The organism is Knoellia remsis, from assembly GCF_003002895.1.
In the GTDB taxonomy this organism is placed as follows: domain Bacteria; phylum Actinomycetota; class Actinomycetes; order Actinomycetales; family Dermatophilaceae; genus Knoellia; species Knoellia remsis.
Map to the genome: position 1 here is coordinate 88,825 of NZ_PVTI01000003.1, position 12,724 is coordinate 101,548.

A 12,724-nucleotide genomic window follows, 5' to 3' on the forward strand; every position below is an offset into this window, starting at 1 on the left:
AGAACGCTAGCCGCCGGGTCGGCGACGCTGCGGTGGGTCCGTCACGTCGACCCGACGACAACGCCGTCGTCGAGCTCGATGACCCGGTCGGCGCGGGCGGCGGCCTCCGGGTCGTGGGTCGTCATGACCACCGCGGCACCGGCGTCGGCGCGGGCGCGCAGGAGGTCGAGGATGCGCTCGCGGTTGTCGTGGTCGAGCTCGCTCGTCGGCTCGTCGGCGAGCAGGACGGCGGTCGCGAGCGCGAGGCCACGCGCGACCGCGGCGCGCTGCTGCTGACCGCCGCTGAGCTCCTCGACGAGGTGGCTGCCGGACTCCCCCAGCCCCACCGACGCGAGGGCGGCGGTCGCCATCTCGTGGGCTTCCGCAGGCGCGTGCCCCCGCGCGCGCAGCGGCGCGAGGACGTTCTCGTATGCCGTGAGCACGCTCCCGAGACCGTTGCCCTGCGGGATGACCCCCACCGCCCGTGGTTGCGGTGCGGAGGAACCGTCGCCGAGGTCGACCTGACCGGCGGCGAGCGGGACGATCCCGGCGATGGCGTTGACCAACGTCGTCTTCCCCGCACCGGAGTGTCCGGTGACGGCGACGAACTCGCCGGGTGCGACGTCAAGGCTCACCCCGTCGAGGGCGACGACGTCTCCGTAGCGAACGAGCAGTTCGCGGGCGTCGACGCGGGTCGCCTCGCCGGGTGTCGTGGCGCGCAGACCGCGGGGCCGCTCATGCCTGCCCATCGGGTCCCTCTCCCTCGGCTAGTGGGGTGTCGCCGGGTTCGTCACGGACGAGCGTCCAGCCCGACTCCGCCTCGACGAGGCGGACGAGCGTGCCCGGCGCGAGGGTCGTGAGGACGTGCGGCGGGAGCGGCACCGAGCCGTCCGCTGAGACGACGGCGAACTCCTGGCCGGCGCGACCCTCCGCACCGACACGGCCGTCACGAATGGTGACGGTGCGCGGCATACGGGAGGCGACGTCGGGGTCGTGAGTGACGACGATGATCGTCGTCCCCCACGCCTCGTTGATGTCGGCGAGCGTGGCGAGCACCTGGTCGCGGGCGTCGTGGTCGAGCTGGCTGGTCGGCTCGTCCCCGAGGAGCAGCCCGGGTCGGGTCGACACGGCCACGGCGAGGGCACCGCGCTGGAGCTCACCGGGGGTGAGCGAGGTGAGTGGGGCGTCGGCCCGGTCGCGCAGGCGGACGAGGTCGAGCACCTCGTCGACGGAGGCCGCGTCGCCACCTCGGCGGCGCTGGGAACCCTGGGCGAACAGCACGTTGTCGCGAATCGTCTTGTGCGGGATGAGGTTTCGCGAGGCACCCTGCAGGACGATGCCGACGTCGCGGCCGCGCAGTGCGTCCAGGTCGGGCTCGGACATCTTCGCCAGCTCGTGGTCGCCGACGCGGATCCTGCCGGCGCTGGGACGGAGTAGGCCGCCGAAGAGGGTGAGCAGCGTCGACTTGCCCGCGCCGCTCGGCCCGAGGAGGGCGAGCATCTCGCCCGCCTGCACGGAGAGGTCGACGCCGGAGAGTGCCGCGACGTCGTGCCCCTCGGCCCGGTAGATGTGCACGAGTCCGGCGGTCATGACGGGTAGTCCGCCCATCGCTGGTCCGCTCACCATGCCTCCCTCAGCCGGTCGGAGTCACCACGCCGGGCCGCCCTGAGGCCGAGGACCGCGGCGACGACGCCGAGGACCGCGATGACGACGAGCCAGGCGAGCGCCATGACCACCCACGCGGGCACGAGGTCGAGCGCGGGCACGGCGGCCGGGGTGTCGAAGAGCGGGATGAGCGGCATGGCGAGCCACGAGCCGGCAATCCCGCACAGGCCGCCGACGAGGGCCGCCGCGAGGACGGGCAGGAGCGCCTCTCGGAGCGCCGCGCGTCGGAGGTCCGCGCCCGAGACACCCGCGACGCGCAGCGCCGCGATGTCGCGGGTCACGACCCGGCCGGTCGTCATGGCAACGACGACGAGCATGACCGCGGCGAGGACGAGGGCGAGCAGCGCCGCGAAGACACCGAGCAACAGCCCCCAGCCCGTGGCGGACTCGTCGAGGAGTCGCTTCTCGTCGGCGTAGGTCCGGGTCTGCAGGATCTCGAAGCCCCCGGCGCGCAGGGCGCGCTCGGCTCCGGCGACGCCGCCGGGGAAGTCCTCGTCGACCCACATCTCCATCGCGCCGCTCGCCGGCAGCGTGCCGCCGACCCTCAGCATGAGGTCGAGGTTGACCAGGGCCCCGCGCTCGCCCACGAAGGGCAGCGCCGGGACGCGTTGGGTCGCCCGTGCCGGAGTGGTGAGCCCGGCGAGGTTCTGGATGGCGAAGCGGTCCGGCTTCCCGCCGACCGGCACCGGCCCGGCGAGGACCGAGGGCACGACCGCGGGGGTGTCGGCGCGGTCCGTGCCGAGCCGCCGGCCGGTGTTCTCGAAGTCGAGCCGCAGGCCACCACCCGGCGCGGCCGCGATGGCGAGCCGATCGCTCACGACGGGGTTCTCGTTCGAGTACGGCAGACCGGTGGCGGGGTCGATCGAGTTCGACACGACGCCACTGGTCGGGCTCTCCTCGGGCGGCACCGGCTTGAGCCAGCCGTCCACGCCGTCAATCCCCAGGCTCGTGCCGTCGACCGCGATCCCTGACAGGTCGAGAGTGCCGCTCACCGCCTCGAGACCCCACGGGCTCTGGGGCTGCTTCACCTGCAACCACAGGCCCTGGAGTCGGCAGCCCTGGTCGCAGAGCACCGGGGCGTCGACGGCGATCGTGCCCTTGCCGGTGTGCGGCACGTCGGTCAGGTCGCGGCTGAGCACCTGCCCGTCCGGCGTCGTCACCGTCATGCCGAGTCGGAGGGGCTTGGGGTCGACCTCGGCCTTCGCAGGCCCCTGCCCCGGGGGCTGGGGGCTGAACGCGTACCCGCGAGGGGTGGTGTCGTAGACGAGCTTGGCCGTGATCCTCGTGCCGGAGAGCATGACCGGCTCCTGGTCCGGCAACGCGAGCGGGCCGAGCCGCAGGCTCTCCTGGGCCGGGGGCGCATAGGCGATCCGACGCAGCTGGTCGGGCCGGGCCGCGAGCGTGGGAGTCGACTGGGCGTCGCGCTGGGTGACGATGCCCACCGGCATGGCGTGCTCACGCTGGCCGGCCGGGAGGCCGTCGACGAGCCGGGCGACGGCGGTCGGGTCCTTCGAGCCCGTCCGCAGTGCGGCGAAGGCACCGGCGGTGAGCTCGGCCCGGTTCTGCCGGTTGCGATCGGCGACGGCGACCGCGTTCGTCGCGAAGACGACGAGTGCCGAGACTGCGGTCACGACGAGCAGGATCTGCCGGGTCGCGGGACGGCGTGCGATCGCGAGGGAGGCGAGGGCCGGGCCGAGCCGTCCGCGAGCGAGGCCTCGGCGGCCGAGTCGTGCGGCCCCCACGACGGCGAGGGTGCCGAGCAATGCGCCCGCAGCGAGGGCCAGCAGTGTCGGTGTGAGGACGGCCATGGGGCCGGTGACCTGGTTCGTGAGGAGACCGACGATGCCCACCGCGGCGAGCACGATGAGGATGACGTCGACCACGCGCAGCCCGCGAGAGGCCGTCGCCGGCGGGACGCGGCGGAGCAGCGAGGCGATCGGTTCCCGCAGGACCGGCCGCGCGGCGGCATACACGACCGCGAGCGAGGCGAGCCCGGCGGCGGCCGCAGCGGCAGGCACCTGCCAGCCCAGCTCGAACGGCACCCCCGGCGGGAGGACGAACCGGCGCACGATCTCGCTCAGTGCCACCGCGAGGAGGACCCCGAGGGGAAGCCCGAGCAGGACCGTCGCCCCCAGCTCGGCCATGACCAGGCGGCGGCTGCCCTCGCGACTTCGGCCCCGCAGGCGCGCGACGGCGATTTCGGGGCGGCGCTGCGCGACGGCCGCCGACGCGACGAGGACGAGCACGGCGAGGGCCACGGCCACGAGCTGGGCGATGAGCAGCGGGACGAGCTGGCGCACGAGCGCCTTGCCGTTGTCGACGGTCTCCGCGATCTGCGGGAGGGGGCTCGTGACGCCCGCGCCGCTGATCGGCTCGATGGCGGCGACGGCCCGACCCGCTGCCGCGAGCGAGTCGAGCGTGATCGTGTCCGTCCTGAGGGGGTAGTCGACCGTGATCTGGACGTTGTCGCGGCCCTTCTTGAGCGCCTCGGGAGTGACCACGAAGTCGTCGATGCCGGGGACGAGGTCGCCGTACTGCACGATGACGCCGGACTTGCCCTGGAGCTCGGTCCGCAGCCAGTAGCCCGGGTCCTCCTTGACGGTGTACGTGCCGGACACGACGAAGTCGTTCTGGGCATCCTTGGCACCGGGCACGGTGAGTGGCGTGCCGACCTTCCACCCCCACAGTTTGGCGTCGGCGGCCGAGACGAGCAGGTCGTCGGGAGCGCTGGGGCACGTCCCACTGTCGAGGGTCAGGTGCTCGCAGACCTCGTCACGCGCGACGAGGCGCACCGGAGAGGGCTTCTTGCCCGCCGTGGGGACGACGTTGCTCTGGTCGGTCGTCATCGCGATGCCGGGCTCGTACCACTGCATGAGCTCTGGCGGCATCGACTCCTCGACGGTCGAGGCCTCGAGCGAAGCGTCGCCCTGCGCACGGGCACGCGACGCGAGGACGCCGAGCTTGAGGTCGGCGGGCTCGAGCCGGCCGATGGTCGCGCGCAGCAGGGCCTGGTCGATCGCTCGTGAGAAGAGCGGTGCGAAGACGGCGCACGTCGTGACGAGGGCCGAGATGAGCACGAGTACGAGGGACTGCCCACCGCGGTAGCGGATGGCCTGCCACATCGCGGCCTCCTCGTCCAGACACGTCAGCGGTCGCCGGGAGGCGACCGCCCGTTCACGCTAGCCACGCTCCGGGGCGTGACGGCCAAGCCCGTCGACACCGTGACCGATTCGCAACAAAGGTGCGCACCGGCATACGGCGCCGGAAACCTTTCACGCGCGCGGCGAGGCGGTTCAGCCCTCGTTCAGGGCGTCCTCGAGACGGGTCAGCTTGGCGTCGAGCTCACCGGTGCGACCGGCGCGGATGTCGGCCTTGAGGACGAGCGAGACGCGGGGGCCGTGCTTCGCGACGGCGTCGACGCAGGCCTTGACGAGCGACATGCACTCGTCCCACTCCCCCTCGATCGTCGTGAACATCGCGTCGGTGCGGTGCGGCAGGCCGGACTCGCGCACGAGCCGGATCGCGTCGGCGACGGCGGGGGCGACCCCGCCCTCGTCGTCGCTGGTGGACGGGGCGACGGAGAAGGCGACGAGCATGCCTTCACCGTATGCCGTTCGTCCGCCTGCCGCTGCTGCGCCCACCTCCCGCCGGGCAGGCGAGGCGGCAAAGGCCCCAGCAACGGCATGGGCCGTGCTGGCAGCTCGCTGGCTACCGTCGGATGCCGCCTGCGGTGCGCTCGAGCCGGTTCAGGGAGCGTCGGGCGCGAGGAAGGCGTGGACGAGCGGCACGACGCCGGCACCCTCACCGCTCGCCGACGCGACCCGCTTCATCGAGCCGCACCGGATGTCCCCCGCGACGAAGACGCCCGGCACCGTCGTGGCGTAGGGCGCCGGTGGCCGGCCGCCCTGCCACGACTGCCACGGCGTGTCGGCCCCGGAGAGCACGAATCCCTTGTCGTCACGGGCGATCTCGCGCGGCAGCCAGTCGCACGTCGGCGCCGCCCCGAGCAGGAGGTAGAGGCCCGCCGCCTCCACCCGCTCCTCGCTGTCGGAGTCGAGGTCGCGCAGGGTGAGCCACTCGAGCCGTCCCTCGCCGCCACCGTCGGTGACGATCGTGCGCGGCCGGACGCTGATGCGCGGGTTGCCCTCGATCTCGCGGATGAGGTAGCTCGACATCGTCGCGCCGAGCCCGTCGCGCCGGACGAGGATCGTGACGGACCTGGCGAACCGGGACAGGTGCACCGCCGCCTGCCCGGCGCTGTTGCCGCCGCCGACGACGTAGACGTCCTTGTGCTTGACCTCGCGCGACGTGCTCGCGGCCGCACCGTAGTTCACGCCGCGTCCGACGAGGTCCTCGAGGGTGTCGACGCCGAGCCGCCGGTAGTCGACGCCGGTCGAGATCAGCACCGCCCGACCCCGCACTCTTGCGTCACCGAGCTCGACAAGGTGGGAGCCGCCCGGACCGTCACCGAGCCGGAGCCCGGTGACCTGCTGCCCCGCGAGGAACCGCGCCCCGAAACGCACCGCCTGCGACCGGGCCCGCTGGGCAAGCCGCATCCCGGAGATCCCCCGCGGGAAGCCGAGGTAGTTGCGGATCATCGAACTCGTCCCGGCCTGACCGCCGATCGGTCCCTGGTCGATGACGAGGGTGTCGAGCCCTTCGGACGCGGCGTAGACCGCGGCGCCGAGTCCCGCGGGTCCCGCGCCGACGACCACGAGGTCGCACACGACGTCCTCGCCGATGTCCGTCGGGCGACCGTAGAGCGCGGCGCCGAGGTCGGCGTTCGACGGGCGCGACACGACGAGCTCACCCCCGGGCGCCTCGAGCACCGGCAGCTCGGCGTCGGGCCCGGCCATCGCGAGGATCTCCTGTCCTGCGGGGCTGTCCGGCGTGTGCACGGTGTTGGGCATGCCCATGCGGTCGAGGAAGTCGCGGATCCGGGACAGGTCCGGCGAGGGCCCGTCGGCGATGATCCGGGTCCCATCGATCTCGGAGAGATTCACCGACTGTGCCCAGTCCGAGAGCGTCTCGGAGATCGCGGTGTGGAACTCCTCGTCGCGCGGACCCTGCGGCAGCATGAGGTAGAGGTCGAGGCGACCCTCGGCGAGGCTCTCCCGCATCACCGCGACCGACCCCCGGAACCGCTCCGCCGGGATGTAGACGAGGCGCCGCGCGCTCGGCATGAACTTCTGGAACTTCGCCAGCAGGTGGGTTGCCTTCTCCCCGCCCTCGAAGAACTCACAGGCCGCGAGCGCGACGGGGCGCCGCCCGCTCTTGAGGTCGATGAGGACCTCGAGAGCCTCCTCCATCGTCGTCGGTGCCACAATCTCGTAGTCGGCTGAATACCGTTGCGAGAGAACGTCGACCATCGCCTGGCGGTACTCGCCACCGAGGACGAGGATGACGGGTGTCGGCCTGGTCACGGGAGGGTTCACAGCAGCCACGCTACTGGCGTCGCGGCTCCTGCGTGAGCCGCTGCACGACACGGTGCGCGGCGGCATACGGGTCGGAGTCGCCGGAGGCGACCGCGGCGGCGAGGTCGGTCGGGACGAGTCCGCACTCGGCACCGAACCCGCGACGCAGCTCGGCGAGCGCGAGCGCCTCGACCTCGGCCGCAGCGCGACGCTGCCGCCGCGCGGCGAGCTCGCCGGACGACGCGAGCCAGTTCCGGTGCGCCGCAAGGGATTCCACGAGATCGGGTATGCCGTCCGCGGAGGTTGCGACGAGCCGCACCACCGGGGTCCGCCAGTCGACGGACTGCTCCCGGTTGCCCAGCTGGATCATGTGCCTCAGGTCGCGCACCGTGTCGTCCGCGCCGTCCCGGTCGGCCTTGTTGACCGCGAAGATGTCGCCGATCTCGAGGATGCCGGCCTTCGCTGCCTGGATGCCGTCACCAAGCCCGGGGGCGACGACGACGACCGTGGTGTCGGCCCGCGAGGCCACCTCGACCTCGGACTGGCCGACACCGACCGTCTCGACGAGGACGACGTCGAACCCCGCCGCGTCGAGGACGCGCAGCGCCTGCGGGGTCGCCGCCGACAGCCCGCCGAGGTGGCCGCGCGAGGCGACCGAGCGCAGGAAGACGCCGGGGTCGGTGGCGTGGCTCTCCATCCGGATCCGGTCGCCGAGGAGCGCTCCCCCGGTGAACGGCGACGACGGGTCGACGGCGAGGACCGCAACGCGCTTTCCCTGCGAGCGCAGCGCCGTGATGAGCGCGGAAGTCGTCGTCGACTTGCCGACCCCGGGTGCCCCGGTCAGGCCGACGACATGCGCTCCGCCCTGGTGCGGGGCAAGGGCCGCCATGACCTCGGGCAGGGCCGGGTGGCCGTCCTCGACGAGGGAGATGAGCCGGCCCACCGCACGCGAACGCCCCTCCCTCGTCTGGGCGACGAGGGATGGGACGTCGACGGTGCGCGGTGTCGTCGCGATGGCGCTGGTGGTTTCGCCGGGTGCGGCGGGCGTGCCGGTGACGGGTTACTTGCCGGCGGGGACGGTGATGATGAGCGCGTCACCCTGGCCGCCACCACCGCAGAGCGCAGCCGCACCGGTGCCGCCGCCGCGACGCTTGAGCTCGTTGGCGAGGGCGAGGGTGATGCGCGCGCCAGACATGCCGAGCGGGTGTCCCATGGCGATGGCCCCGCCGTTGGGGTTGACCCGCTCCGCGTCGACGCCCAGCTCCTTGGTCGAGGCGAGCCCGACCGCGGCGAACGCCTCGTTGATCTCGATGACGTCGAGGTCCTTCACGTCGATGCCCTGGCGCTCACAGGCCTTCTTGATCGCGTTGGCGGGCTGGGACTGCAGGCTCGAGTCGGGGCCGGCGACGACGCCGTGCGCACCGATCTCGGCGAGCCAGGAGAGACCGAGCTCCTGCGCCTTCGACTTCTTCATGACGACGACCGCGGCGGCACCGTCGGAGATCTGCGACGCGGAGCCGGCCGTGATCGTGCCCTCCTTGGAGAAGGCGGGACGCAGCTTCGACAGCGACTCGGCGGTCGTGTCGGCGCGGATGCCCTCGTCCTCCTTGAACTCGACCGGGTCGCCCTTGCGCTGCGGGATGGAGACGGCGACGACCTCGTCGTCGAAGTAACCGTCCTTCCACGCCTTCGCGGCGTTCTGGTGGCTGCGGGCGGCGAAGGCGTCCTGCTCCTCGCGGGTGAACGCCTTGTCTCCGGCGTTGTTCGCCTCGGTGAGGGCGCCCATCGCCTGGTTCGTGAGGATGTCGTAGAGGCCGTCGTAGGCCATCGAGTCCTGCAGCGTCACGTCGCCGTACTTGAACCCGTCGCGGCTCCCCGGCAGCAGGTGCGGGGCGTTGGTCATCGACTCCTGGCCACCGGCGACGACGACCTCGAACTCACCGGCGCGGATGAGCTGGTCGGCGAGGGCGATGGCGTCGATGCCGGAGAGGCACACCTTGTTGATCGTGAGCGCGGGCACGTCCATCGGGATGCCGGCCTTGACGGCGGCCTGCCGCGCGGGGATCTGGCCCTCGCCGGCGCTGAGCACCTGGCCCATGATGACGTAGTCGACGTCCTCGGGCGCGACGCCGGCCTTCTCGAGGGCACCCTTGATGGCGAAGCCGCCGAGGTCGGACCCGGTGAAGCCCTTGAGGCTGCCGCTCATGCGCCCCATCGGGGTGCGGGCTCCGGCGACGATGACGGTGGGGTCTGCGTTCTCGGTCATGCGGCCGATGCTAGTCCGGCCCCGCGTCGCGCCCCACCCCTGCTGTGACCGATCTCCCCTAGGTGTCCATTGCCACACCGTCAGGGCCTGTATGCCGTCCGCTCACCTCCCTAGGCTCGCTTCCCATGAGCGCGACCCCCTCTGCCTCCGCCGCCGCGACCCCCGGCGTGGACACGTCCCTCTTCACGGCGATCGACCACGTCGGCGTCGCCGTGCCCGACCTCGACGAGGCGATCGCGTTCTACCGCGACACCTACGGCATGACCCTCGCCCACGAGGAGGTCAACGAGGAACAGGGCGTGCGCGAGGCGATGATGGCCGTCGGCGACTCCGGCTCGCACGTCCAGCTGCTCGCACCGCTCTCCCCCGAGTCGACGATCGCGAAGTTCCTCGACCGCTCCGGCCCCGGTGTGCAGCAGGTTGCCTACCGCGTCACCGACATCGAGGCCGTGAGCGAGGTCCTGCGCGAGCGGGGCGTCCGGCTGCTCTACGGCGAGCCGAAGCGCGGCACGTCGAGCTCGCGGGTGAACTTCATCCACCCCAAGGACGCCGGCGGCATCCTCGTCGAGCTCGTCGAGCCCGCCCCCACCCCCCACTGATTGCCGATTCCGATCACCCCCACCCCCACTGATTGCCGATTCCGTTCACCCCGGCCCCGACTGATTGCCGATTCCGTTCACCCCGGCCCCGACCTGGCCCCACCCACCAAGGAGCACGACCAGCATGGACCAGATCCGCGACGCCATCCTCAGCGGCGACCGCACCGAGGAGACCTACGCGAACCTCGCCATCCCGGAGACCTACCGGGCCGCCACGGTGCACAAGGACGAGGTGGACATGTTCGAGGGCGTGCCCACCAAGGAGAAGGACCCGCGCAAGTCCCTCCACATCGACGACGTCCCCGTCCCCGAGCTCGCACCGGGTGAGGCCCTCGTCGCGGTCATGGCCAGCGCCATCAACTACAACACCGTGTGGACCTCGATCTTCGAGCCGGTGTCGACATTCGGCTTCCTCGAGCGCTACGGCCGTACGAGCGAGTACGCCAAGCGCCACGACCTGCCGTACCACGTCGTCGGCTCCGACCTCGCCGGCGTCGTCCTGCGCACCGGCCCCGGCGTCGGCAAGTGGAAGCCCGGCCAGGAGGTCGTCGCGCACTGCCTCTCCGTCGAGCTCGAGGACGCCGACGGCCACAACGACACCATGCTCGACCCGCAGCAGCGCATCTGGGGCTTCGAGACGAACTTCGGGGGCCTTGCCGAGCTCGCCATCGTCAAGGCGAACCAGCTCATGCCCAAGCCCACCCACCTGTCCTGGGAGGAGGCGGCCTCCCCCGGTCTGGTGAACAGCACGGCATACCGGCAGCTCATCTCCAAGAACGGTGGCGCGCTCAAGCTCGGCGACCGCGTCCTCATCTGGGGCGCCTCCGGCGGCCTCGGCTCCTACGCGACGCAGATGGCGCTCGCCGCGGGCGCGACCCCGATCTGTGTCGTGTCCTCCCCCGACAAGGCCGAGATCTGCCGCTCGATGGGCGCCGAGCTCATCATCGACCGCAACGCCGAGGGCTACCAGTTCTGGAACGAGGAGGGCACGCAGCAGAACCCCAAGGAGTGGCAGCGCCTCGGCAAGAAGATCCGTGAGCTCACCGGCGGGCACGACGTCGACATGGTCTTCGAGCACCCGGGCCGCGAGACGTTCGGCGCGAGCGTCTACGTCACCCGCAAGGGCGGCACGATCACGACGTGCGCGTCGACGTCTGGGTACATGCACGAGTACGACAACCGCTACCTCTGGATGAACCTCAAGCGGATCATCAGCTCGCACTTCGCGAACTACCGGGAGGCGTGGGAGGCCAACGACCTCATCGACCGCGGCATCGTCCACCCGACGCTGTCGAAGACCTACCGCATCGACGAGGTCGGGCAGGCCGCACTCGACGTCCACAAGAACGCCCACCAGGGCAAGGTCGGCGTGCTCACCCTCGCCCCCGAGGAGGGGCTCGGCGTCTCCGACCCCGAGAAGCGCGCACAATTCGAGGACGCCATCAACCGCTTCCGCAACGCCTGACCCGAGCGACTCGCCTCCCGCGCGCCGCTCACCTGCTGCGCGCGAGTCACCTCCCGCACGAAGGCCGACCGCCCGAGCACGTATGCCGGCCGGTCGGCCTTCGTCATCCGCTCACCACTGATTGCCGATTCCGTTCGCCCCCGGTCCCACTGATTGCCGATTCCGTTCGCCCCCGCTCCCACTGATTGCCGATTCCGTTCGCCCACGGTCACCAGAAAGTGCGCTCCAGCTCCTTCGCCACCCGTCTCCGCCACGCCCGAAGTCCCGCATCGACCTCGCAGTCCCGCAAGGGTGCATGACAACACGAACAGGTGAAAACCGCGTGGGGCGCGGGACGCGACGCCCGCAGATGCGGCACCAGTCGCAGGTGCAGCTCATCCCCGGGCGCAACGTCGAAGCTTGCCCACCGAACCACCGTGAGCCCCAGCCCCTCCAGCTCTCCCTGCCGCTCGGCCTCCGCCGTCAGAACCGACGACACGGCATCCTCCGAGGTCCCGTCGAGGAGGTACTTGCCCAACCCGTCCGCCTCGCCCACGACGCCGGCGCCCTCCCAGAGGTTGTCGACCCGCGCCACGAACCGGCCGTCCGGCGTCCACACCTCGACCTGCGGCACGGGCATGGGCACGTCCCACCGCCACATCGCCCACGCGGAGGCTGACTCGAGCCAGCTCTCACGCCGCGCGTCAGCCACGAGGAGCACGGGATCCAGCTTCGTGATCTCGGGCCAGCGCCGCTGGTGCCTGCGCATTTCGAGCAACCCGTCGAGTGTCACCTGACCACTCCGGAGAGCCCCGTCGGCGATCGCCATCGCGTCGCGTCCGTGCAGGGTTCGAGCGCAGTCGGCGACGGTGCGAGTGGCGTTGAGCAGCGCATGCTTGCCATGGATCTCGATGTGTTCCAACGGCGTTCGGCCACGTCGGAAGTCACGCCAGTCATTGGTGTAGGTCGTCCGGCCGTCACCGCGCAAGGTCATCGTCACCCGTTCGGGAGGGTATGCCGGGTGCGGCAGACCCAGCCACAGCGCTGCGCTCGCGTGGCTCACCAGCGCGTCGGGTGTCAGTCGCGCGGCAGCGCGACTGAGCTCAAGGTGCGCCTCCCACGGCGCGAGGGACGCCCAGCGCGAGCGGACGGCATACAGGCCTCTGCCGAGTTGGGTGAGACCCTCGCGAGCGAGCGCCCGATGCACTCGAGCGGCGGAGAAGCCCCCGGTGCGGGCCTCGCCGATCGAGAACGGTTGAGGCAGCTGCTCGAAATCGTCCATGTCGGCGAGCATCCGCGGCAGAGAGTGGGTTTGTCATCGGCGAGGCCGCCCGCCTGTGGACAACGCTGATGCGGC

General features: G+C 71.7%; 10 protein-coding genes. 2 read left to right on the forward strand and 8 right to left on the reverse strand.

All coding sequences use genetic code 11. From position 1 onward, the window contains the following. Positions 1-41: 41 nt before the first annotated feature. The 7 genes from BCF74_RS02885 to BCF74_RS02915 form a co-directional block, all read right to left on the reverse strand. The gene (locus BCF74_RS02885) at positions 42-728 is read right to left on the reverse strand and encodes an ATP-binding cassette domain-containing protein (protein ID WP_106296452.1); all 687 of its coding nucleotides are present in this window, start codon (positions 726-728) and stop codon (positions 42-44) included. After that, a complete protein-coding gene (locus BCF74_RS02890; protein WP_245889179.1) occupies positions 715-1,569 on the reverse strand; it encodes an ABC transporter ATP-binding protein in 855 nt (284 codons plus the stop codon). The genes BCF74_RS02885 and BCF74_RS02890 overlap by 14 nt, the downstream gene beginning before the upstream one ends. Before the next feature lie 29 nt (positions 1,570-1,598). After that, complete coding sequence (locus BCF74_RS02895) at positions 1,599-4,766, reverse strand: FtsX-like permease family protein (RefSeq protein ID WP_106296454.1); 3,168 nt, start codon at positions 4,764-4,766, stop codon at positions 1,599-1,601. A gap of 171 nt (positions 4,767-4,937) precedes the next feature. Further along, a complete protein-coding gene (locus BCF74_RS02900) occupies positions 4,938-5,240 on the reverse strand; it encodes a thiamine-binding protein (protein ID WP_106296455.1) in 303 nt (100 codons plus the stop codon). A 150-nt stretch (positions 5,241-5,390) separates the two neighbouring features. Then, the gene (locus tag BCF74_RS02905; protein WP_218279186.1) at positions 5,391-7,079 is read right to left on the reverse strand and encodes an NAD(P)/FAD-dependent oxidoreductase; all 1,689 of its coding nucleotides are present in this window, start codon (positions 7,077-7,079) and stop codon (positions 5,391-5,393) included. A 10-nt stretch (positions 7,080-7,089) separates the two neighbouring features. After that, positions 7,090-8,001: a methylmalonyl Co-A mutase-associated GTPase MeaB gene (meaB, locus tag BCF74_RS02910; protein ID WP_245889180.1), complete on the reverse strand. Its 912-nt coding sequence runs from the start codon at positions 7,999-8,001 to the stop codon at positions 7,090-7,092. A gap of 117 nt (positions 8,002-8,118) precedes the next feature. Next, positions 8,119-9,324, reverse strand: a complete 1,206-nt coding sequence (locus BCF74_RS02915) for an acetyl-CoA C-acetyltransferase (RefSeq protein WP_106296458.1) — start codon at positions 9,322-9,324, stop codon at positions 8,119-8,121. A 125-nt stretch (positions 9,325-9,449) separates the two neighbouring features. Between BCF74_RS02915 and mce the strand changes: the two genes are divergently transcribed. Both mce and ccrA read left to right on the forward strand, forming a co-directional pair. Further along, a complete protein-coding gene (mce, locus tag BCF74_RS02920) occupies positions 9,450-9,923 on the forward strand; it encodes a methylmalonyl-CoA epimerase (protein ID WP_106296459.1) in 474 nt (157 codons plus the stop codon). A 124-nt stretch (positions 9,924-10,047) separates the two neighbouring features. After that, a complete protein-coding gene (gene ccrA / locus BCF74_RS02925) occupies positions 10,048-11,388 on the forward strand; it encodes a crotonyl-CoA carboxylase/reductase (RefSeq protein WP_106296460.1) in 1,341 nt (446 codons plus the stop codon). 208 nt (positions 11,389-11,596) lie between these two features. Here the strand turns inward: ccrA and BCF74_RS02930 are convergent, their stop codons facing one another. After that, positions 11,597-12,649: a hypothetical protein gene (locus BCF74_RS02930; RefSeq protein ID WP_146132862.1), complete on the reverse strand. Its 1,053-nt coding sequence runs from the start codon at positions 12,647-12,649 to the stop codon at positions 11,597-11,599. Positions 12,650-12,724: the final 75 nt, after the last annotated feature.